This is a genomic window from Puerhibacterium puerhi (assembly GCF_009846865.1).
Classification (GTDB): Bacteria; Actinomycetota; Actinomycetes; order Actinomycetales; family Cellulomonadaceae; genus Puerhibacterium; species Puerhibacterium puerhi.
Genome location: NZ_WUWN01000047.1, coordinates 1 through 21,330, shown reverse-complemented (window position 1 = coordinate 21,330; position 21,330 = coordinate 1). Strand labels below are relative to the sequence as shown.

The following is a 21,330-nucleotide window of genomic DNA, read 5'->3' as shown; positions in this document are numbered from 1 at the left end:
GCGTCGCTCGCGGACGCCGCGGCGGCCGCGGCCCGCTCGACGGCGCGGCGCGGGTCCTGGCCGCGCACCGCGGTCGTCGCCACGTACCGGGCGGGCAGCGCGCGCTGCGACCCGGTGGGCAGCAGGGCGCCGGCCTCCGCGGCGCGCACCTGCCAGGCGAGCCGGTCGGCGTCCGCGAACCGCGGGCCGACGCCCACGACCGTGAGCGCCTGCGCCTCGTCCACCCGCCGCACCGTGTCGCCGTCCGCGCCGAGGTCGCCGCCCGGCACGGCGAAGGGCACCGCGCCCGCCGCCTCGAGGGTCGCGAGCGCGGCCTCCTGCCCCGGCTCGGGGTCGGTCAGCGCGAGCACCTCGGTGAGCAGCGGCGGCTCGTCGCCGTCGAGCGCGAGCTCGGCGCGCAGGTCGGCGAGGTCGTCCGGGCCGAGGGTCGGCGCGGCGTCGTCGGCGGCCGCCGAGCCCCCGGGGCGTCCGACGTCGTCCGGGTCCAGGCGCACCACCTCGAGCCCGGCCGCCTGCGCGGCGCGCTCGGCGAGGCCGACCGTGGGGTCGACTGCGGGGGTCGCGGCGTCCTCGGCCTCGATCTCCGCCGGCGCGTCCTGCACGACGACGGCGGCGCGCGCGCCGAGGCGGTCGGCCTCCCGGGCCAGGGAGTCGGTGGCCCCCGAGGCGGGCACCAGGAGCGCCGGCGCGTGCAGCGCGACGGCGGCGGCCGACAGGGCCGGCAGCGCGGCGTCGTCGCCGGCCACGGCGAGGACGACCACGGGCGCGGCCTCGAACACGAGCTGGCTGGCGGTGAGGGCCAGCTCCGCGGGGTCCGGGGCGTCCAGGGCGAGCGTGCGCAGCCCCATGTCCCGCACGCGCACGTCCGACGCGGCCGTGCCGGCCGCCGTGGGGTCCGGGGCGGGCTCGGGGTCGGCGGTGCAGCCGGTGAGGGCGAGGAGGATCAGGGCAGTCGGGACGAATCGGGCTCTCCGGCGGTCCACGCGACTCATCCTCCTGCACGGCCGGTGTCCGGGGCGACGCTCACCGAGCCGAGGCTGCACACCTGCACGGAATGCTCACCGCCGGGACGTGCGCCGCCCCCCGGCGGCGGGCGGTCCGTGCCCGCTCAGCCGTGCTCGTAGCTCAGCTCGAGGTCGTCCGGCCAGGCGCCCGTGAGGTCGCCGAGCAGCGCCCGCACCTCCGTGTCGATCTGGGCCCACTCGGCCACCTCGACCGCGGCCTCCATGCCGTCCACCTCGGCGCGCCACCGGCCGTCGAGCTGCACCACGCGCACCGTGTATCGCATGGCGGCAGCGTACGGTCAGCCGTCCGCCGCGGCCCCTCGGGGACCGCCGTCCGCCGGCCGCGCGGCGTCGCCGACCGTGTCCGTGCCGGCAACCGTGTCCGTGCCGGCAACCGTGTCCGTGCTGGCAACCGTGTCCGTGCCGGCCGGGCCCGGGACCAGGCACACGTCGCCGTCGCACACCAGGCCCGCGGCGCCCAGCATCTGGAACCGCGGCGCCGGCACGCCCGCGCCGTCGCTCACGCCGCGGCCTCCCGCTCGGTGCGCACGTGCTCGAGCACCTGCAGGAACGTGCCCGGCTCCTGCGCGCCGGACACGCCGTAGCGCCCGTCGAACACGTAGAACGGCACGCCCTGGATCCCGTACGCCGCGGCCTGCGCCACGTCGGCCTTGACGTCGGCGGTGTAGCGGCCGGACTCGAGCGCGGCCAGGGCCTCGGCGCGGTCCAGGCCCACCTCGGCCGCGAGGTCCGCGAGCTCCTCGAGGCGGCCCACGTGCCCGCCGTCGACGAAGTAGGCCCGCAGCAGCGCCTCCTTCATCTCGGCCTGGCGGCCGTGCGCCTTGGCCAGGTGCAGCAGCTCGTGCGCCTTGACGGTGTTCGTCTGGTGCATGCTGTCGTAGTCGTAGCGCAGCCCCACCGACGCGGCGATCTGGGTGACCTGCGCGATCATCTGCTCGACCTGCGGCATCGGCAGGCCCTTGCGCTCGGCGAGGAACTGCACGGGGGTGCCCTCGTAGTCCACCGGGGTGTCGGGGGACAGCTCGAACGAGTGGTACTCGATCTCGACGTCGCCGTCGAAGCTCTCGAGCGCCTGCTCGAAGCGGCGCTTGCCGATGTAGCACCAGGGGCACTGGACGTCGGACCAGACGTCCACCTTGATCGGGTCGTTCTCGACGGTCTCGCTCACGTGACCGTGCAACCGCACGGGTCCGCGCGCTGTTCCCGAGCAGGGCGCTCCCGGCCCGCGACCAGCGGGTGAGTTTTCCGCCCGGACCTGGGATCTCGTCACCGGCCTGTGATAGCAGTTGCCCCCGTCACGAAGGACTCGCAGGGGGGAATGGTCGAGATGACCACGGATCAGCACGGCCCGGGCCGTGTGACGGCGGAGACGCCGCAGGCGCCGGAGACGGCGCCGGCACCAGAGGCCACAGCGGCGCAGGCACCGGAGGCAGCAGCAGCGCCGTCGGCGGCGTCGGGGACGACGTCGACGTCGGGGACGGCGGGACAGCCGGCACCGCCGCAGGCCCCGCCACAGGCACCGGCGCCGGAGACTTCGCCGCAGACCCCGCCGGCGCCCCACGCGTCAGGAGCGCCGTCCGGAGCGCCGTCCGGAGCGCCGTCCGGAGCGCCGTCCGTGGCGCCGGCGCTGCCGCTGGCGCCGCTGCGGCCGTTGGCCCGTCCGGCACTGGTGGCGCTGGCCACCGTGGCGGCCCCTCTGGTCGTCGGCGCGGCGGCCTTGCTCGTGCTCCTCCTCGCAGGCGGCACCGACACGGTGGACAGCGCCCGCGAGGACCTGGGCGAGACGGGGTCGGCCGGCGCCGCGCTCGCGCTCCTGCTCACGTTGGGGCTCACCGCCTTCGGCGCGCCGCTCCAGGCGGACGTCTCCGGCACGTACGGCTGGGTCGGCGGGACGGCCTCTGTCTCGGTGCTCGCGGTGCCGACAGGGCTCACGCTCGTGGCGCTCGCCGCCGCGTGCGCCACCGCGGCGCCGCTCCTGCGCGGTCGGAGCGTGCGCTCGCGCTGGACCGCCGCGGCGCTCACCGCCGCGTGCGCCGGCGCGCTGGCCGCCCTGGTGGCCGCGCTCGGTCGCAGCAGCGTCGAGCCGGACCCCGAGACCGCCGTCTCCTTCGGCGCCGGGTGGTTCGCCGCCCTGGTCGGCGCCGCGGTCGTGGCGGGTGCCGGTGCCACCCTCGGCCAGGCCTGGCAGGGACGGCGGCCGCACCTGGCGCGCCTCGGCGTCCGCGTCCCGACCTACGTCTCCCGGGTCCTGCGGAGCATCGGGGTGGGAGGCCTCCTCGTCGGGGCCCTCGCCTCGGTGGTGATCGTGGTGCTGGCGTTCGTCCGCGGTGGCGTCGGCGGTGGCGTCGGCACGCTCGTGTACCTGCCCACCGTCGTGGCCGCGGCCTTCGCCCTCGGCGGACTGGCCCCGCTGCACCTGGCGCTCCCGCAGGAGGTCGCGGGCTTCCCGGTGCCCGCGGACATCCCCCGCTCGTTCTGGCTCGGCGACATGCCGGCGTGGGCCCTGCTGCTCGTCCTGCTGCCTCTGCTCGCGACCGTCGCCGCCGCGACGGTGCTCCACGTCCGGGGCGGGCGGCTCCCCTGGTCGGGCGCCTGGCTCACGCCCGCGGCGCTCGGCGTGGTCGCCGTGCTGGCGCTCGCCCTCACCCAGGCGCGCGGGACGCTGGCCGCGTCCGGCCTCGGCGTCGAGGCCGACGTGACGGCCGCCCTGCGCCTGGGCTGGGGCGTCGTCCCGCTCGCGCTCGTGTGGGGGGTCGCGGTCGAGGCCGCCAGCCGGTACGTCGCCCCCTGGCTCGTGGCGGCCTTCCCGGCGCTCGTCCGCTGGATCGGGACCGAGCGCCCCGCCACCGCCGTCGCCGCCCCCGTCGCCGCAGGCGTCCCCGGCGCCCCTGCCGACGTCCCCTCCCAGGACGCCGGCACGGTCACGGCCGCCGCGGGTCCCGCGGCGTCGGCCGCCGCCGGCGCTCCTGTGGCGCCAGGTCACGACGCCGCCGCACCGGCGCCGCGACCCGCCGCGCCCCGCCGGACGATCGACCCCCGCAAGGCACGGCGGGTCGTCCTCGGCGTCGTCGGTGCGGTGGTGCTCGTGGGCCTCGCCGTGGGAGCGCGCTCCGTCGTCAACGCCACGGTCTTCGGCCCCGAGAAGGTGGTCGCCCGGTACGCCGAGGCGCTGGCCGACGGTCGCCCCTCGGCCGCCTTCGCCGTCGCCGACCCCGACGTGCCGAGCGAGCAGCGCGACCTGCTGACCGACCAGTTCTACGCCGACGTCGAGCACCGCGTCACCGGCGCCGACGTGCGGGGCGCGAGCGTCTCCGGCGACACGGCGACGGTCGAGGTCGTGTACGACCAGGACGGGGCGAAGGCCTCGCAGACGTACACGCTGACGCGCGAGGGGCACCGGTTCGGCGTCTTCGACAGCTGGACGCTCCAGACTCCCCCGGTGGTGACGGTCGACCTGTCGGCCTACGTGCTCGACCCGTCGCTGGAGAGCTACGCGGTCAACGGCGTCGAGCGCACGACCGCCGACGCCGGGTTCGTGCTCCACCTGCTGCCGGGGGCGTACGAGGTGACCGTGCCGGAGCAGCCGCTCCTCGAGAGCGCCTCGCTGTCGTTCACCGTCGGCGCCGACGGGTCGACGGAGGGCCTCGAGTCCACCGACGTGGACCAGGCGCTCCTGGGCTACTGGCCGGCGGACGAGACGCTCCGGACGGCCGAGGAGCAGGCGCGCGCGCACCTCGACGGGTGCATGGCGTCGACCGAGGTCGAGGTGCCGGACTGCTTCTTCGAGGCCTGGGTCTGGGACGACGACGTCCGTGACGTCACGTGGTCGCTCGACGACGAGCCGCAGCTCGAGGCCAGCGTCGACACCGCCACCTCGGTGATCGTGCACGTCTCCGCGACGGCGAGCATGACCGGCCTGGACCCGGCCGACCCGGACAGCTCGTGGGACAGCGACCAGGAGGTCACCTCGGACGCCTGGGTGGACTACTACGTGCCCTTCACGATCGAGGACGGCGAGCTGGTCCAGGGCGAGCCGGCCGAGCAGTACCCGGGGAGCGCGACCGACTGGTGACCCGCGCCCCCGGCCGCTCGCCGGGGCACGGCGGCGGGGCCGGTCGACCAGGTGGTCGGCCGGCCCCGCTGTCGTGGCCGTCGCGTCCGGCGACGCGGCGGGCTCAGCGGTGCGAGTGGAACGGGTAGAACACGACCTTGCCGTCGGCCGGGCCGCGGTCCGGCGTCAGGGCGTTGATCGTGGCCAGCAGGCCCCGCGACGTCCACTCCACGGCGGCGGGCTCGTTCACCCGGACGAACGTGGACCTGTCACGGTGGGACACCACCGTGATCCTGTCGCCGAACAGCTCGGTGACGAAGACGGTGCCGCGGGGCGACACCGCGAGGTTGGACGCGCCGGCGAAGCCGCGCGCGACGCGGTCGGTGTCGCCGTCGCGCGAGTCCACCCTGTACACGGCGCCGCGAGCGCCGAGGGTGTCGCCCTCGGGGCCGCCCGGGAGCGTCGAGACGTACAGCTGGCCGTGCGGGCCGACCTCCACGTCGGTGGGGACCGGCTCGAACCAGTAGGTCTCCCCGATGACGCAGCGCGGGAGCTTCAGCTCGCGTGCGGCCTCGCGGGTGACGACGGTCGGCTGTGCCGGCAGCACGGCCACCGTCCGGATCCGGCCGTCCCGGTTCACGGCGAGGATGTCGTTGCCGCCCGCGTCCGCGATGTACGTGGTGCTGCCGCTGCGCGCGGTGGCGTACGGGTTGGAGTCGACCTTGCCGTGGTAGCGGCCCGGGACGTCCTTGGGCAGCCGGTCGAGGCAGGACCGCGGCACGTCGCGGAAGCCGTAGACCACGCGACCGTCCGGGTTGTGCCGCTTCTCGTACCGCCCGGTGTCCGCGACCAGGCGCGGCCTGCCGTCCGCCCGGCCGTCGCGGTCGACGGCGAGCCGCCAGACCTCCTTGTCGCGCCCGACCTGTGCGAACGTGACGGAGCTCCGGTCGTAGCTCACGCCGGCGACCTGGGTGCGAGGCGGGCCTGGTAGACGGTGCGCGTCCGCCCGTGGTCGCCGATCGCTGTCAGCTTGCCGGCGAAGTTCTGCGTGACGAACGTGATCCCCCGTGGGCCCTCCGCCACGCTCAGCGGGCTGACGAGGTCGTCGGCGAGAACTGTCGAGGACGGTGCATGGGCTGCGGGCCGGGCGCTGGCGACGACGGCGGGACCGGCGACGAGACCGGTGGCTGCCACCGCGGCCACACCAGCCGCGAGAAGGCGTTTCATGGGTGTGCTCCCAGGGTGAGCGAGATCGGGGAGCGTCGCCCCCTGCGATCTTCGACCGCCCCCTGCGATCGACGCGGTGCGCGAGCCTGAGCGGCCCGAGCGAGCCGGCACGTGTGCCGGTGCGGGGCACCTGAGCGTCATCTGTGACGCCGCACCTCTGCCCACCCTGCACCCGGGCGGGCGACGGGCACCACCCCGCGAGCGGGTGAAGAGTGGCGGGTCGCGCCTCACCCGCCGGGCGGCACCCCGGGCGTGCGTGTTCGAACGTATGTTCGATATCGTGAGTCCGTGAGCAGACCGACCGACCGCACGCCGTGGCCCCAGCGGGCGCGGTCCCTGGCCCCGCGGCAGTACCGCGGGGCCGACGAGCAGCCGGTGCGGGCGCCGCGCCCGTTCCCCGTGCGGGCGTGGATCGTGACGGTCGCCGGCGACGACCTCGAGGTGGACGGCGAGGCCGTCGCCTGGACGCGCCGGGCCGTGCACGTGCGGTACACCGACAGGCACGGCCGGCCCGACGACGCGTGGGTGTGGGTAGGGGCGGTGACGCGCCGGCCGGACGGGCGCTAGCTAGGCGGTGCGGGCAGCCTCGCGCACCTCGGCCAGGACCCGCTCGCGGGCCCGCGTCAGGTGCTCCGTCAGCACGCGCCGAGTACTGACCCATCGGACCGAGCACCAGGTTCGTGGGCGAGCACGCCGCGGACCGCAGGGGGGCGCGGCGAGGGCCGCCGTCGCGAGCGCTCCTCGCGACGGCGGCCCTCGTGCCGTCGGGGCCGCGGCCCCGGCGTCACCCCAGGATCTGACCGCCCGTGGCACCGATGCGGTCGCCCGTGATGTAGCTCGACTCCTGCGACGCGAAGAAGACGTAGGCGGGCGCCAGCTCGGCGGGCTGTCCGGCGCGGCCCATCGGCGTCTGGCCGCCGAACGAGTCGACCTTCTCCTCCGGCATCGTCGCGGGGATCAGCGGGGTCCAGATCGGGCCCGGCGCCACGGCGTTGACGCGGATACCCTCCTCGGCGAGCTGCTGCGCCAGGCCGCGCGTGAAGTTGAGGATCCCGGCCTTCGTGGTGGCGTAGTCGAGCAGCTGCGGGCTCGGCTGGTACGCCTGCACCGACGTGGTGTTGATGATCGAGCCGCCGCGCGGCAGGTGCTCCAGGGCGGCCTTGGTGGTCCAGAACAGCGCGTAGATGTTCGTCTTGAGCACGCGGTCGAGCTGCTCGGTCGTGATGTCGCGCAGGCCGCCGTCCTGCGACATCTGGTAGGCCGCGTTGTTGACGAGGACGTCCAGGCCGCCCAGCCCGGCGACCGCGTCGGCGACGAGCTGCTGGCAGAACGACTCGTCGCGGATGTCGCCCGGCAGCAGGACGGCGGTGCGCCCCGCCTCCTTGATCCAGTGCGCGGTGGTCCTGGCGTCCTCCTCCTCCTCGGGCAGGTAGGAGATGGCCACGTCGGCGCCCTCGCGCGCGAAGGCGATCGCGACCGCGCGGCCGATCCCGGAGTCGCCGCCGGTGATCAGCGCACGCTTGCCCTCGAGCCGGCCGGAGCCCTTGTAGCTCTGCTCGCCGTGGTCCGGCTCCTGGGACATGTCGCCCGTGCGCCCCGGGTGCTCGATCTGCTCCGCGGGCTGCTGCTCCGGCTGCGGCTCCTGCGTCGTGGGGTCCTGCGGCGTGGTCTGGTCGGACATGCGGTGCTCCCATCTGCTCTGCGGGTCCTGCTCTGCGGGGTCGCGACCAGCATCGGGGCAACCGCCGCCGCTCGCAGCGGCGCCGCGAGCAGCCGCCCGTGTGCGCGGGGTCACTGCTTGACGCCGCCGGTGGTCAGGCCGGACTGCCAGTAGCGCTGCAGGAACAGGAACGCGACGACCAGCGGGACGATCGAGACGAGCGACCCGGTGATGACCGTCGAGAACAGCGCCTGGGCGCCGGAGCCGGAGGTGGACGTCGCCTGCCACTGCGCCAGGCCGACGGGCAGGGGGTACAGGTTCGCGCTGTTGAGCATGATCAGCGGCAGGAAGTAGTTGTTCCACGTGGCGACCAGCTGGAACAGCAGCACGGTGACGAACCCCGGGGCGAGCAGGCGCAGGACGACCTGCAGGAAGATGCGCCCCTCCCCCGCGCCGTCGACCCGCGCCGCCTCGAGCAGCGTGTCGTCCACCGCGCCCGCCGCGTAGACCCGCATGAGGAAGACGCCGAACGGGCTGACCAGGGACGGGACGATCACCGCCCACGGGGTGTCGACCAGGCTGACCTTCGCGAACAGCAGGTAGGTGGGGATGGCCAGCGCGGTGGTGGGGACCATGATCGCGCCGAGGATGATCGAGAACAGCAGCGTGCCGCCGGGGAAGCGCAGCTTGGCGAACGCGTAGCCGGCCATGCTGGCCAGGATCGCGGCGCCCACGGCGGACACGACCGCGTACACGATCGAGTTGCGCAGCCAGGAGAGGTAGATGCCGCCCTGCGCCGTGAAGACGTCCTGCAGGTTCGCCAGGAGGTCGAAGCCGCCGAACGCGAACCCGAACGTGGAGAACAGGTCGGCGTTGGACTTCGTCGACGCGATGACCAGCCACAGCAGCGGCAGCAGGAAGTACGCGACGCACACCAGCATGAAGATCGTCAGCAGGGTGCTCGGCCGGCCGCCGACCGGGCGGCGCCGGCGCGGGGCCGCGCCGGCGCCGGGGTGCTGCCCGACGCCGTCGACGCCCGCCTCGGGCCGGGCGGCCAGCGGCTGGGAGGTGGGTGGCGTGGTCATGGCCGGCGCTCCCGTCGCTGCGAGCTCAGCTGCACCACGTACGACACGACCATCACGACGAACCCGAGCACGAACGCGATCGCCGCGGCGTAGTTGATCTCCTGGTTCACGAACGCGAGGTTGAAGGCGTAGAGGTTCGGGGTGTACGAGGTGCCGATGACGTTGGGCGCCAGGTTGTACATCAGCTTCGGCTCGTTGAAGAGCTGGAACGACCCGATGACCGAGAAGATCAGCGTGAGCAGCAGCGCCGGGCGGATCGCCGGCACCTTGATCGACCAGGCGATGCGGACCTCGCCGGCGCCGTCGAGCCGGGCCGCCTCGTAGAGATCGGCGGGGACCGAGCGCAGCGCGGCGTACAGGATGATCATGTTGTAGCCGACGAAGGTCCAGGTCACGATGTTGGCGATCGACGGCAGCATCCACTGGTCGGACAAGAACCGGGGCGGCGGGAGCCCGAGCGCGTCGGCGAGCTGGGTGAACGGCCCGAAGTCGGGCCCGTAGAGGTAGCCCCACATGATGGCGGCGATGACGCTCGGCACCGCGTAGGGCACGAAGATGCTCAGCCGCACGAACCGCTTCAGGCGCAGCCGGCCGCTGTCGAGGACGAGGGCGAACAGCAGCGCGGCGGCCAGCATGAGCGGCACCTGCAGCAGGAAGAACCGGCCCACCCGCAGCAGGCCCTCGACGAACGCGCTGTCCCGCACGGCGTCGACGTAGTTCTCCAGGCCGACGAACGCGTTGCCGCCGAGCAGCTGCTCGCGGAACAGCGACAGGTATCCGGAGTACGCCAGGGGCGCGACGATCATGGCGAGGAAGATCAGGAAGAAGGGGGCCACGAGGAGGTAGCCAGCGGTCCTCTCGTGGCGCTGGAGGGAGCGCCGGTTGCCGTGCGCGGCCGTGACCGGCGGTCGGGCGGCGCTCGGTGGCGCGGTGGTGGTGCTGGACATCGTCGTCCACCTCCCTTGCGGGTCTGCGGGGCGGACCGGCCGCACGGCCGGCCCGCCCCCCGCGGCCTCACTCGACGGTGAAGCCCTGGTCCTCGGCGTACGCGGTGATGTCCTTCTCCCACGCCTGGAGCGCCGGCCGCAGCTCGGCCCTGTCGGCGATCGCCTTGCCGACCGTCTCGCTGAAGGACGAGTACACGTAGTCCATGAAGGGCAGCCAGCCGAAGTCGGTGCTGACCGTCTTCGAGATGGCCGCGAACTCCTTGTTGACCTCCTGCCCGCCGTAGAACTCCGACTTCTGGTCGATGAAGGCGGGGTTCTCGAGGACCGGCTGGTAGGCCGGGAACAGGAACTGCTCCGTCGCCAGCTTCAGCGCCGGCTCCTCGGCCGTGTTGATCCACTTGGCGAGCTCGGCCGCGGCGATCTTGTGCTGGGTGGTCGACAGGACGGCGTCCGTCGAGCCGCCCCAGTTGCTCGAGACGTTCTGCCCCTCCTCCCACTGCGGGATCGTCGTGGCCCGCCACAGGCCGGAGGTGTTGGCCGCGGTGCCCTGGAGGAACACCGGGCCCCAGGCCGCCGTCTGCCACGAGGCGTACTTGCCGTTGGCCAGCCCCTGGTACCACTGGTCGGTGAAGTCGGGGTCGACCGCGACCAGGTCCTCCTGGACGAGGGTGTTCCACAGGTCGACGACGCGGGCGACCTCCGGGGTGTCGAGGTCGATGGTGACCGTCTCCGCGCCGTCGTAGGCGAACGGCCGGGCGCCGGACTGCCACAGGAAGCTGGTGAACTGGCCGGGGTCGTTGCCCGGCAGGTTCGTCAGGTATGAGTCCGGCTTCGCGGCCCGGTACGTCCGGGCGGCGTCGACGAACTGGTCCCAGGTCTTCGGCGGCTCGACGCCCGCCTGCTTGAGCAGGTCTTCGCGGTAGAGGTTGCCGAGCGGGCCGACGTCCTGCGGGATGCCGTAGACGGCGGAGCCGTCGGAGACCTGGTCCCAGATCCAGTCGGCGTACTGGTCCTTGAGGTCGGCCGCGCCGTAGGGGGCCAGGTCCAGCAGGTCGTCGCCGAGGCGGAACGAGGAGATGTACTGGAATTCGATCTGGGCGACGTCGGGCGCGCCCTCGCCGGACTTCAGCGCGGTGCGCAGCTTCTGGTAGTGCGGCGCGCCCTGGCCGACGTTGACGACCTCGACGTCGATCTCGGGGTACTGCTTCATGAACAGGTCGACCTCGTTCTGGATGTTCGGGACCCAGGTCCAGAAGACGAGCTTGGTCGGGGTGGACATCGCCTGGTCGATCTCGGCCTGGGAGACCTGCTCGGCGGGCGCGGAAGAACCGCCGCCCCCGCCGCCGCCACCCCCGCTGCCGCCTGAGCAGGCGGCCAGGAGCAGTGCGCCGGCGGCGACGGTGGCGCCGAGCCCAGCGGCCGGCCGGTGTGTGGATCGGTACATCGTCGGACCAACTTTCACGATCAGGGGGAGTTCGTGAGTGGGTCGGGCACGGTCAGGGGCCGTGACCGCCGGCAGGCCTGGCCGACCAGTCACGGGCCGGCGGCTCTGGGACCGACGCGCGCCGGCCGACGGCGAGCGCGAAGCCCTCCGTCGAGGGCGGCGCCGAGGCGACGGCGGTGAGGCCGAGGTGCCGGGCGGCAGCCTCGACCTCGATCTCCTGGGCGGAGGGTCCGTCGCCGGTGGTGCCGGGCATCGCGCCGCCGACGGCGCGGCAGACGGTCCTCGGCGAGCCCCGGCCAGGCGCGCGGCGTCGGCCATCACGGGCTGGCGCCCCGGATCCTGCAGCACACCGTCCGCCATGGCCATCTCCGTCGACAGCGCTCACACGTACGTGTGTTGACAACGCAGTCAAGGAGCCGCCCGCCGCCGTGTCAAGGCTTTCGGGAGATCGTCACCGAGCGGTGACCCGCGACGGGTAGCCGGGACCGTGCACGGCATGACGAACGGGGCCGGGGACCGGTGAGAACCGGTCCCCGGCCCCGTTCGCGGGAGGTCGCCGCGCGGCCGGGTCAGCGCGCGGCCGGGTCAGCGCGCGGCCGGGTCAGCGCGTGGCCACGTCAGCGCGTGGCGAGGTCAGCGCGCGCGGCGAGGGCCACGCCCGCCCGCCTGACGAGCTGCCGAGGAGCACGAGCACGCGGACGCGCCGCCGTGGGCGGGAGAGCATCGACTGGCGGACAGCGCGCACGCTGGCGGCGATGGCTTTCTGCTCGCGCGTGCCGCGGGGCCGCGGGGATCGCGCCCGGGCCGATCGACGGCCGGCCCGGCGCCGGTCGTCCCCCATGTGCACGGCCGCCCGGGTGCGCAGCGGCTCCGTGGTCGCGCTGGACCCGACCCGCGCGGGCCGGCCACGACGGCGACGGTCCCTGACCGGGCACCGCCGGTCAGGGACCGCCGTGCGGTCACCGGGTCACTCGAACTCCTCGAGCTGCTCCTCGAGCACCGCCTGCAGCTCGTCGGCGGTCTCGTCCTTGATGACGCCGTCGAAGCCGGGGTCGGCCTCGAGCGCGGCGACGACCTCGTCGGAGTGGTACAGCTCGACGATCTTCTGCAGCGCCCGGTCGTCCCTGTCCTCGCCGCGGACCGCGAAGATGTTGATGTACTGCGCGAGGTCCGGCCGGTCCACGTCCTCGGTGTAGATCTGCTGGGCGTCGGTGAGGCCGGCGTTCTCGGCGAAGGTGCCGTCGACGAAGGCGATGTCCACGCTGTCGAGCGACGCCGCGGTCTGCGTCGGGTCGATCGGCGTGATCTTGCCGATCCGCGACCGGTCGTAGTCGACGTCGTCGAGCGTGACCGACCAGTCGGCCTCCTTGGTGAACTCCACCAGCCCCGCGTTGTACAGGGCGAGCAGCGGGCGCACCTGGTTGGCCGGGTTGTTGGACAGCGTCACCTCGGCCCCCTGCGGCACCTCCTCCACGCTCTTCCACCGCGTCGAGTAGAAGCCGATGGGATAGATCGCCGTCGCGCCGAGCGGCACGAGGTCCTCGTCCTGCGACGCGTCGTACTGCGCGAGGTAGCGCACGTGCTGGAAGGCGTTGATGTCGATGTCGCCGGCGCTGAGCGCGGGGTTGGGGGTGTTGTAGTCGGTGAACGAGACGAGCTCGACGTCGATGCCCTCGTCGGCCGCCTTCGCCACCAGCACGTCCCAGTACTCCTTGCCGATGTCGTTGACGCCGAGCCGCACGGTGGTGCGCCCCGACGCCGCGTCGGCGTCGGCGGACCGGGCCGTGAGGTTCGGCACGACGATCGCCGCGGCGACGGCCAGCACGACGACGACGGCCAGGACCGTCCAGAGACGGAGGCGGGACCTCGGCTTCTCGGGACGCTCGGTGGAGGGGGTGATCTGGGACATCGCTTCTCCCGGGTGGGCTGATGACGTGGGTTCCGGTCACCGGCGAGGGGTGCTCGCCGGCGGGGCGGCATCCTGCGCACGTGCCGGGCACGTCGTCGCGCCGGTCGGCCGGCTGCTCACATCGTGGACACCTGGGGTCCTGACCGCGGCGCACGCCGCCGGGCCGCCTACCGTCCCGGCCCGTGTCGTCAACGTCCGCGGCGTCCCCGACGCCAGAAGTCATCAACCCCCCCCCCGTCCTCCGCGTCCCCGACGCCGGAGATCATCCGCCTCGAGCGGGTCTCCAAGTCGTTCCCCTCCCGCGGCGGAGAGGTCGTCGCTCTCGACGGCGTCGACCTGTCGATCGGCCGCGGCGAGGTCTTCGGCATCATCGGCCACTCCGGCGCGGGCAAGAGCACGCTGGTCCGCCTCGTCAACGGCCTCGAAGAGGTCACCTCCGGGCGCGTCGTCGTCGACGGCGTCGAGATCAGCGCCCTCGACGCGCGAGCGCTCGCCAAGCAGCGCGAGCAGATCGGCATGATCTTCCAGCAGTTCAACCTGCTCCGGTCCCGCACGGTCTTCGGCAACGTCGCCTTCCCCCTGTGGGTGGCGGGCTGGCCGAAGGCCCGGCGGGAGGAGCGGGTGTGGGAGATGCTCGACTTCGTCGGCCTGACGCAGCGCGCCTGGGCCTATCCCGAGCAGCTGTCGGGGGGCCAGAAGCAGCGCGTCGGCATCGCCCGCGCCCTGGTCGGCGGGCCCCAGGTGCTGCTCGCCGACGAGGCGACGAGCGCGCTCGACCCCGAGACCACCGGCGACGTGCTCGAGCTGCTGCGCCGCACCAACCGGGAGCTCGGCGTCACGATCGTCGTCATCACCCACGAGATGGACGTGGTGCGCGCGATCGCGGACCGGGTCGCGGTGCTCGACGGCGGCAGGGTGGTCGAGCAGGGCACGACGTTCGACGTCTTCGCCAACCCGGCGGCGCCGACGACCCGCGCCTTCCTGCGCACGGTCCTGCGCACCCGCCCCGCGCCCGACCAGCTCGCAGCGCTGCGCTCGCGCGGCGCGGGCCGGCTGTTCACCGTGACCGTCCGCGCGGGCGTGGACGTCGGCGCGGTGCTGTCCGACGCCGTCGCGGAGGACGGCGTCAGGTTCCGCCTCCACTTCGGCGAGATCGACATCCTGCAGGGCCAGGAGTACGGGGCGGTCACGGTCGAGCTCCTCGGCGACGACGCCGCGGTGGACCGGGTCCTCACCCGGCTCGGCGAGCACACCACTGTCGAGGAGGAGGCGGCGTGAACACCCCCTGGGAGGTCCTGTGGCCCCTGCTGTTCGAGTCGCTCGGCCAGACCCTCTACATGGTCGCGATCACGCTCGTGGTCAGCGGCCTCGCCGGGCTGGTCGTCGGCATCCTGCTCAGCACGACCCGGCCCGGCGGCATCCTGGCGCACCGCGGCGTCAACGCCGTCCTCAACCTCGTCGTCAACGTGTTCCGGCCGGTCCCCTTCATCATCCTGGTCGCGGTGCTCGGCCCGCTGACCAAGGCCGTGACGGGCAGCATCATCGGCACCAACGCCGGCATCTTCGTGATGTGCATCGGCGCGGTGTTCTCGATCGCCCGCGTCGTCGAGCAGAACCTCGTGAGCGTCGACCCGGGCGTCATCGAGGCGGTGCAGGCCGCCGGCGCCCGGCCGCTGCGGATCATCGTGGCAGTCCTCGTCCCGGAGGCGCTGGGTCCCCTCGTGCTCGGCTACACCTACATCGTCATCGGCATCGTCGACATGTCGGCCATGGTCGGCGCCATCGGCGGGGGCGGGCTGGGCGACTTCGCGCTCGTGCGCGGGTACCAGGTGTTCCGGTGGGACGTCACCGTGGTCGCCACGGGCGTGATCATCATGCTCGTGCAGCTGTTGCAGCACCTGGGCAACAGGCTCGCCCGGCGCGTCCTGCGGTACTGAGGCGGCGCCGGTCGCGGTGGCGGCCCCGCCGGTCACGCTCCCGCGCCGGAGGCCGCGCGCAGCATCCTCGTCGCCGCGTCCCGCACCAGGTCTCGGAGCTCGCCGGGGCTCTCGACCCGCACCTCGCAGTCGAGCGCCGCGATGACTGCAGGGATCCACCCGAGGCTCTCGGCGTGGATCTCGGCCCGGTGCCAGGGCGGTCCGGGCTCGGGGCGCGCCGGCGCCGGGTCCAGGCGCTCGAGCCGCGCCACGCTCGGGGGAAGGTGGGCGCGGATCTGGTCCTCCGCTGCCCGGATGCGCAGCACGACCGTCCAGCGGTAGTCCGCCTCGGCGAAGCGCTCGATCAGCCGGGCTGCCGCGTCGGCGCGCCCGGGCGGGGGGAACGTCTCGGGGAGCGTGCGGGCCGTGAGGATCCCGTCCACGCGGAACGTCCGGTCCTCGCGCTTGTCCGCGTCGAACGCGACGAGGTACCACCGGCCCGAGTGCGCGACCAGGCCGTGCGGGTGGACCCTGCGCCGCGACGGGACGCCCCGGGTGCTGCGGTACCGCAGGTCGACCACCCGGCGAGCGCCCACGGCCTCGGCGAGCGTCAGCGTCACGGCGGGGTCGGGACCGGCGGCCTCGCCCGGCGCGCTGCGCGTCGTCACCGCCAGCGCGGTGTCGACCCGCTCGGCGTCCCGGGGGCGCATCGCGCGTCTGATCTTCGCCAGCGCGGTCTGCACGGCGATCTCCGGCGCACCCGACGCCGCCTGGGCCCGGGCGAGCCCGAGGAAGACCGCCACCACCTCCTCGCTGCTGAACACGACCGGCAGGACGCGCGAGCCGGGCGCGAGGCGATAGCCGCCGTACCTGCCGCGCAGGGACTCGACGTGCACCCCCGCCGCGACCAGGCGCGCCACGTCCCGGCGGACCGTCCGCTCGTCCACCTCGAGCCGCTCCGCCAGCTCGGCGACGGTGCGCTGGGGGGCGGACTGCAGCAGCTCCAGCAGCCGCAGCGTGCGCACGGTCGGATCCGCCATGCTGCCCATCATCGGCCAGATACAGGACGGATCTCGCCCGGTATCGCGCCTAGCGTCCGACCGTGGCCGCACCCGCGAGCCACGCAGACATCCTTCCCGCACGCCCCGAGGAGAAGCAGCGATGCACCTGGCAGCCACCCGGATCTTCACCGACGACGTGGACGCGCTGGTCGCGTTCTACGAGACGACCACGGGGATCGGCGCGACGCGCCTCCACCCGATGTTCGCCGAGCTCCGCACCCCGTCGGGCACGCTCGCGATCGCCAGCTCGGCGACGGTCCCGTTGCTCGGGGACGACGTCGCCGAGGCGCGCGCGAACCGCAGCGTCGCCCTGGACTTCCAGGTCGACGACGTCGACGCGACCTACCAGGCGCTCCGGGGCGCCGTCGACACCTTCGTCACCGAGCCGACGGACATGCCGTGGGGCAACCGGTCGCTGCTCGTCCGGGACCCGGACGGCACCCTGGTCAACTTCTTCACGCCGATCGGCGCAGCCGCCCGGGACCGGTTCGCCGGCCCGGCGGAGTCCTAGGACCGCCCCGCGGGCGGTCACCGGTCGCCGGCGTCCGCGCGCAGCCCGGCGAGCGCGGCATCGATCGCCGCCACCGCGGCGGCGGGATCGGTGCCCGCTCGCGCCAGGAGCGCGGTCCCCTCGGCAAGGACGAGCAGCAGCCGTGCCTGCGCCTCCGGCTCGGACGCCGTGCTGACCTCGCCGCGCTGCTGAGCCTGCCGGAGCGGCTCGATCGTCATGCCGACGAACCGGTCGAAGGCGTCGGCGACGAGGGCGGTGGCCTCGGCGTCGTGCGGGACCAGCTCCGCGGCCGTGTTGCCCACCATGCAACCGTGCGGGGCGCCCGGGTCGGACGCCGCGGCCCCGAGCTGGGCCGGCATCACCAGGACCTCGCGCAGCGCGGGGAGCAGCGGGACCTGTGCGAGCGCCGACCGGAGGACCTCCTCGTACTCGGCCCAGTACAGCCTCACGGCCTCGAAGTAGAGCCGGCGCTTGTCGCCGAACGCCGCGTACAGGCTCCCGCGCTCCAGCCCGACGCGGTCGACCAGCGCCTGGATCGACGTGCCCCCGTAGCCGGACGCCCAGAAGACGTCGCGCGCGCTCCTGAGCACCTCCCCCGGGTCGAATCCCCTCGGCCGTCCCGTCCTCGCCATGCCCACACCCTACTTGTTGACCGCCCGTTCAATAAGTCCTAGAGTCGACCATGACTTCTGGAACGCATGCACGGAAGTCCGTGGCCGCGGCAGCCGGAGGGCTGCCCGCCGCGCCGCCGGCTCGGCCCGCGCCCGGCGCCCTCCCACAGACAAGGACCTGGCATGAAAGACCTCCGCGCCTATGGCGACCACGCGATCGTCACCGGGGCGTCCTCGGGCATCGGGGAGCAGTTCGCACGACAGCTCGCCGCCGCAGGGGTGAACGTCGTGCTCGTGGCACGCCGCAAGGACCGCCTCGAGGCACTCGCGGCTGAGCTGTCGGCCGCGCACGGCGTCGAGAGCAGAGCCGTCGCGCTCGACCTCCTCGCGGACGGTGCCATCGACGAGCTGTCCCGCCAGGTCGACGGCCTCGACATCGGCATCGTCGTCGCGAACGCCGGGATCTACTACGCGGGACCCTTCGTGGAGAACGCGCTGTCCGACGAGCTTGACGTCCTCGCCCTCGACGGCGCGCTGCCCCTGCAGCTGGCGCACCGTTTCGGGCGGGAGTTCGTCGGCCGCCGCCGCGGCGCCCTCGTCCTGGTGTCGTCGAGCATCGCGGCCAGCCCGGTGCCCTACGAGGCGAACTACGCCGCCGTGAAGGCCTACGTCCTCTCGCTCGGGCAGGCGCTGCACCACGAGTGGAGGAAGGACGACGTCGACGTCCTCGTCGTCTCCCCGGGCCCGACGCAGACCGAAGGCCTGGACAACGCCGTCGGCATCGACTTCAGCATGCTCGCCGGCGCCAAGATGGACCCGGCCCGGGTCGCGCGCACCGCCCTGCGGAACCTCGGCAGGCGCGCCCACGTCATCCCGGGCCTCAGCAACACCCTCGCCGACCTGGCCGGCAGGTACCTGCTCCCCCGCTCCGCCTCGGTGCGGATGTACGGGCGGATCATCGGCAGGGCCCTCACCGGCACGGCGGGCGGTGCGGCATGAGCCGCGCCGTCGTCCGCGAGGCGTTCGGAGGCCCGGAGGTGCTGCAGGTGCGCCACGTCCCAGAACCCCATGCCGGACCGGGCGAGGTCCGCGTCGCCGTCCGCGCGGCCGGCCTGAACCCGCTGGACTGGCAGATCGCCGCCTCCGCCCGCCACGCGGCCATGTTCGGCATCACCGGCCCGTCCGGCTTCGGGGGCGACCTGGCCGGCGTGGTGGACGAGGTCGGGGACGGCGTCACCGCGTTCACCGAGGGCGACCGCGTCTACGGCGGGGTGCTCGCCGCGGCCGTCGCGGACCACGTCGTCGCCCGCGTGCCCGTGCCGACGCCGAACCTGCTGCGGCACACACCCGACGGCGTCGACGACGCCACCGCCGCTGCCCTGCCCACCCCGGGCCTCACCGCGATCGCGGTCGTCGACGCGGTCGGCCTCACGCCCCGGGACACGGTGCTGATCGGCGGGGCGGCCGGCGGCGTCGGCGTCATCACCGTCCAGCTCGCCCGGCTCGCAGGTGCGGCCGTGGTCGCCACCGCGTCGCCGGGAACCTTCGACTTCCTCCGGCGGCTCGGTGCGACGCCCGCGGCGTACGGGCCGGGGCTGGCGGACCGGGTCCGGTCGCTCGCGCCCGCCGGCATCACCGCCGCCATCGACCTGCACGGCACGGAGACCGCCGAGGCAGCCCTGGCGCTCGGTGTGCCGCCGGGCCGGATCTCGACCGTCGCGGCAGGGCATCCCCTGCCCGGGACTCGTGCCACCGGGGCCTTCGCCGCGGCACCCGAGGGGCTCGGGCGCATCACGGACGCGATCCTCGCCGGGGCTCTCACCGTGCCCGTCGCCGCGACCTACCCGATGGACCGCATCCGTGACGCCGTCGTGCGCCAGGCGGCCGGCCACGTCCACGGGAAGATCGTCATCACGCCGTGACCCCGCTCGTGCCGGCCGTGCCGGGCTACGGTCCGACCGCGCCCGGTGCGGTGTCGCGCGTCGGGTCCTGCGGCCACGTGAGCGGGTCGAGCAGCAGGTAGAAGCGTTGCCGGTCGGGGTCCAGGTCGATGCCGTAGTGCTCGGCGAAATGGCGGTCGGCGCGGCGGGCAGCGGGTTCGTCCGGCCACGTCTCGCGGGCGTTCGCCAGCAGCAGCGCGATGTCGGCGTAGGGGTCGGCGGTGCCCAGACGTCCCACGTCGATCAGCCCGGCGACGCCCAGCGTCTCGGGATCGACCAGGACGTTGGGCAGGCACAGGTCACCGTGGCAGACGACCTGTCCGCCGTGCTCCTGCGCGCGGCGCTGGGCCAGCTCGTCCTCGAGCCGGCGCAGGATGGTCGCCGGCGGCACGCGCTGCAGCTCGACCGGCAGGAACTCCGGCTGGACCCGGCCCTGGGCGACCGTGGTGCGGGCGAGCGGCATCATCGCCTCCAGGCCCCGGCCGAACGGACAGGCGGCCGCGGGCAGGTCGTGCAGCCGGCGCACCACCGCCGCGATGGCCGGCCACGCGCGCCAGAGCGCCTGGGCGTCGAGCCGATCGGCCGGCACCCCGGCGACGGCGTGGGTGACCAGGCAGGCCCCTTCGTCGGTGACGCTCCAGTCGAGCACCGCAGCGGTGGGGATGCCGGTCTTCCCGAGCCAGGCGATCCGGTCGCGCTCGGCAGCCAGCCCCCGCGCCTGCTCGGCCCGGACGAGCTTGGCGTAGCGGGCCCGCGCGCGATCGTGGAACACCCGCGCACCGGACTCGCCGGTCGTGACCGGCGTCCACTCCCCGCCGTCGCGGGGCAGCAGCTGCGCCACCAGCCGGTCGCTGAGCACCATGAGCCCACCCCCTCCGCTGCGCCACCGTACCGGCGGCCGTCACGGACGACGAGGCTCGGCACGTGGGGCCGGCGCCGTGACTCCCGTTCGGCCAGGCGCCTTCCGGCAACGAAAAAGGTCCCTGACCGGGGATCTCACCCGGTCAGGGACCTTTCCGTCTGTGGAGCTAGGGGGATTCGAACCCCCGACCTTCTCATTGCGAACGAGACGCGCTACCAACTGCGCCATAGCCCCAAGGCGTGCCCTAGATTAGCACCCCGCCGGGCCCGGAGGGCAAATCGGGCCCGGCAGGAGCCCCGGAGAGCGGCAGGTCACCCCGCCGCGCGGCGGCGCGCCAGGATCTGCTCGAGCGGCAGGCCCAGGGTCTCGGTGCTCGGCTGCGCCTCCTCGGCCGCCGTCGCACCGGTCGCCGCCCCGGCTGCCGCCTCCTCCGTCGCCTCGATGGTCGCGACGGGCTCGATGACCTCGATGACCGTGACGGCGCCGGCCGCGGCGGGCTCGCCGTCCCGCGCGCCCTCGTGCGCCCGCAGCCCGCCCAGCGCCTCGGCGCGCTGCCGCGGCCGCGTCGCCCAGCCGGTCGACGCGACGACGGGCGTGGCGTCGGTCAGCGGCCGGGGCTCGCGGCGCGGCGCCGCCGGCTTGGTCACGTAGGTCGGCAGCGGCATCGGACGCGGGTCCCACGACGCACCGCCCTCGGTCACCTCCGGCGCGGACGTGGCGGCCTCGGCGGCGGCGCCGGAGCCCTGCGCCGCCGCGGCGTCCTCGGCCGCGACGGCGCCGTCCACGACCTTCGGGCCCGCCACGTCCGGGGCGGCGTCGGCGGGCGCCGGGTCCGGCTGCTCGCCGCCCCGCTCGCCGTCCCGCTCGCCGTCGGACGGCGCCGTCGCGGCACGGCGCTGCTGCGCGCCGGCCCTCGCCACGCGCGGGATCATCTGCGTGCTGGAGTCGTCGCCGCGCACGGCCACGCCCGTGACGCGCGCGCGGTTGCGCGGCGCGCGGGGGCCGCCGGCCGCCAGCGAGCGCGCCTGGGCCGCCTGGCGCTCCGCGGCCCGGCGCTCGGCAGCCCGGCGCTCGTCGGCCC

Annotated in this window: 21 protein-coding genes, 1 tRNA gene and 2 pseudogenes; 7 read left to right on the top strand and 17 right to left on the bottom strand. The window is 74.4% G+C overall.

Going from position 1 to position 21,330, the window contains the following annotated elements; all coding sequences use genetic code 11:
- The 4 genes and pseudogenes from GSF02_RS16210 to GSF02_RS16195 all read right to left on the bottom strand — a co-directional run.
- Positions 1 to 983 (bottom strand): annotated as a pseudogene (locus GSF02_RS16210) (hypothetical protein); the annotation flags it as partial.
- A gap of 125 nt (positions 984 to 1,108) precedes the next feature.
- Positions 1,109 to 1,288 (bottom strand): hypothetical protein, encoded by a 180-nt coding sequence (locus tag GSF02_RS16205; protein ID WP_159798394.1) that lies wholly within the window; start codon positions 1,286 to 1,288, stop codon positions 1,109 to 1,111.
- A gap of 15 nt (positions 1,289 to 1,303) precedes the next feature.
- Positions 1,304 to 1,528: a hypothetical protein gene (locus tag GSF02_RS16200; protein ID WP_159798392.1), complete on the bottom strand. Its 225-nt coding sequence runs from the start codon at positions 1,526 to 1,528 to the stop codon at positions 1,304 to 1,306.
- Entirely contained in the window at positions 1,525 to 2,193 is a 669-nt protein-coding gene (locus GSF02_RS16195) for a DsbA family oxidoreductase (RefSeq protein ID WP_159798390.1), read from the bottom strand. Before GSF02_RS16195 ends, GSF02_RS16200 begins: the two co-directional genes overlap by 4 nt.
- Positions 2,194 to 2,709: 516 nt before the next feature.
- Here GSF02_RS16195 and GSF02_RS16190 point away from each other — a divergent pair.
- On the top strand, positions 2,710 to 5,097 hold the full coding sequence (locus GSF02_RS16190) for a hypothetical protein (protein WP_159798388.1): 2,388 nt from the start codon (positions 2,710 to 2,712) through the stop codon (positions 5,095 to 5,097).
- 103 nt (positions 5,098 to 5,200) lie between these two features.
- Here the strand turns inward: GSF02_RS16190 and GSF02_RS16185 are convergent, their stop codons facing one another.
- On the bottom strand, positions 5,201 to 6,034 hold the full coding sequence (locus GSF02_RS16185) for a ScyD/ScyE family protein (protein WP_159798386.1): 834 nt from the start codon (positions 6,032 to 6,034) through the stop codon (positions 5,201 to 5,203).
- Positions 6,031 to 6,303 carry a hypothetical protein gene (locus GSF02_RS16180; RefSeq protein WP_159798384.1) on the bottom strand — a complete coding sequence of 91 codons (273 nt, stop codon included), beginning with the start codon at positions 6,301 to 6,303 and terminating at the stop codon, positions 6,031 to 6,033. The genes GSF02_RS16185 and GSF02_RS16180 overlap by 4 nt, the downstream gene beginning before the upstream one ends.
- A gap of 288 nt (positions 6,304 to 6,591) precedes the next feature.
- Here GSF02_RS16180 and GSF02_RS16175 point away from each other — a divergent pair, with 288 nt between their 5' ends.
- On the top strand, positions 6,592 to 6,870 hold the full coding sequence (locus tag GSF02_RS16175) for a hypothetical protein (RefSeq protein ID WP_159798382.1): 279 nt from the start codon (positions 6,592 to 6,594) through the stop codon (positions 6,868 to 6,870).
- A gap of 217 nt (positions 6,871 to 7,087) precedes the next feature.
- On the opposite strand, the gene GSF02_RS16170 is transcribed toward GSF02_RS16175, so the two are convergent.
- The 6 genes from GSF02_RS16170 to GSF02_RS16145 all read right to left on the bottom strand — a co-directional run bounded on the left by GSF02_RS16170 (position 7,088) and on the right by GSF02_RS16145 (position 13,348).
- On the bottom strand, positions 7,088 to 7,984 hold the full coding sequence (locus GSF02_RS16170) for an SDR family oxidoreductase (protein ID WP_159798380.1): 897 nt from the start codon (positions 7,982 to 7,984) through the stop codon (positions 7,088 to 7,090).
- Positions 7,985 to 8,094: 110 nt separating this feature from the next.
- Positions 8,095 to 9,048 (bottom strand): carbohydrate ABC transporter permease, encoded by a 954-nt coding sequence (locus tag GSF02_RS16165; RefSeq protein WP_159798378.1) that lies wholly within the window; start codon positions 9,046 to 9,048, stop codon positions 8,095 to 8,097.
- Positions 9,045 to 9,995 (bottom strand): carbohydrate ABC transporter permease, encoded by a 951-nt coding sequence (locus GSF02_RS16160; protein WP_159798376.1) that lies wholly within the window; start codon positions 9,993 to 9,995, stop codon positions 9,045 to 9,047. The genes GSF02_RS16165 and GSF02_RS16160 overlap by 4 nt, the downstream gene beginning before the upstream one ends.
- A gap of 67 nt (positions 9,996 to 10,062) precedes the next feature.
- Positions 10,063 to 11,439, bottom strand: coding sequence for an ABC transporter substrate-binding protein (locus GSF02_RS16155; RefSeq protein WP_159798374.1), 1,377 nt, complete (start codon positions 11,437 to 11,439; stop codon positions 10,063 to 10,065).
- A 52-nt stretch (positions 11,440 to 11,491) separates the two neighbouring features.
- Positions 11,492 to 11,692 (bottom strand): hypothetical protein, encoded by a 201-nt coding sequence (locus tag GSF02_RS16150; RefSeq protein ID WP_159798373.1) that lies wholly within the window; start codon positions 11,690 to 11,692, stop codon positions 11,492 to 11,494.
- Between the two features lie 714 nt (positions 11,693 to 12,406).
- Entirely contained in the window at positions 12,407 to 13,348 is a 942-nt protein-coding gene (locus tag GSF02_RS16145; protein WP_159798371.1) for a MetQ/NlpA family ABC transporter substrate-binding protein, read from the bottom strand.
- 261 nt (positions 13,349 to 13,609) lie between these two features.
- Between GSF02_RS16145 and GSF02_RS16140 the strand changes: the two genes are divergently transcribed.
- Positions 13,610 to 14,626, top strand: coding sequence for a methionine ABC transporter ATP-binding protein (locus GSF02_RS16140; RefSeq protein ID WP_159798398.1), 1,017 nt, complete (start codon positions 13,610 to 13,612; stop codon positions 14,624 to 14,626).
- Between the two features lie 59 nt (positions 14,627 to 14,685).
- A complete protein-coding gene (locus tag GSF02_RS16135; protein WP_201308966.1) occupies positions 14,686 to 15,285 on the top strand; it encodes a methionine ABC transporter permease in 600 nt (199 codons plus the stop codon).
- Positions 15,286 to 15,317: 32 nt separating this feature from the next.
- Here GSF02_RS16135 and GSF02_RS16130 read toward each other — a convergent pair whose 3' ends face one another.
- Entirely contained in the window at positions 15,318 to 16,304 is a 987-nt protein-coding gene (locus GSF02_RS16130; RefSeq protein ID WP_201308965.1) for a helix-turn-helix transcriptional regulator, read from the bottom strand.
- Between the two features lie 121 nt (positions 16,305 to 16,425).
- Between GSF02_RS16130 and GSF02_RS16125 the strand changes: the two genes are divergently transcribed.
- Complete coding sequence (locus GSF02_RS16125; protein ID WP_159798367.1) at positions 16,426 to 16,836, top strand: VOC family protein; 411 nt, start codon at positions 16,426 to 16,428, stop codon at positions 16,834 to 16,836.
- Between the two features lie 17 nt (positions 16,837 to 16,853).
- Here GSF02_RS16125 and GSF02_RS16120 read toward each other — a convergent pair whose 3' ends face one another.
- The gene (locus GSF02_RS16120; RefSeq protein WP_159798365.1) at positions 16,854 to 17,468 is read right to left on the bottom strand and encodes a TetR/AcrR family transcriptional regulator; all 615 of its coding nucleotides are present in this window, start codon (positions 17,466 to 17,468) and stop codon (positions 16,854 to 16,856) included.
- Positions 17,469 to 17,630: 162 nt separating this feature from the next.
- On the opposite strand from GSF02_RS16120, the gene GSF02_RS16115 reads away from it, so the two are divergent.
- Both GSF02_RS16115 and GSF02_RS16110 read left to right on the top strand, forming a co-directional pair.
- Positions 17,631 to 18,446, top strand: coding sequence for an SDR family NAD(P)-dependent oxidoreductase (locus tag GSF02_RS16115; RefSeq protein WP_159798363.1), 816 nt, complete (start codon positions 17,631 to 17,633; stop codon positions 18,444 to 18,446).
- A complete protein-coding gene (locus GSF02_RS16110) occupies positions 18,443 to 19,369 on the top strand; it encodes an NADP-dependent oxidoreductase (RefSeq protein WP_159798361.1) in 927 nt (308 codons plus the stop codon). The genes GSF02_RS16115 and GSF02_RS16110 overlap by 4 nt, the downstream gene beginning before the upstream one ends.
- 25 nt (positions 19,370 to 19,394) lie before the next feature.
- Here GSF02_RS16110 and GSF02_RS16105 read toward each other — a convergent pair whose 3' ends face one another.
- From GSF02_RS16105 to GSF02_RS16095, 3 genes and pseudogenes are all read right to left on the bottom strand, one after another.
- The gene (locus tag GSF02_RS16105) at positions 19,395 to 20,249 is read right to left on the bottom strand and encodes an APH(3'') family aminoglycoside O-phosphotransferase (protein WP_159798359.1); all 855 of its coding nucleotides are present in this window, start codon (positions 20,247 to 20,249) and stop codon (positions 19,395 to 19,397) included.
- A 161-nt stretch (positions 20,250 to 20,410) separates the two neighbouring features.
- Positions 20,411 to 20,483 (bottom strand) — tRNA-Ala (locus GSF02_RS16100).
- 77 nt (positions 20,484 to 20,560) lie between these two features.
- A pseudogene (locus tag GSF02_RS16095) lies at positions 20,561 to 21,330 on the bottom strand (hypothetical protein); the annotation flags it as partial.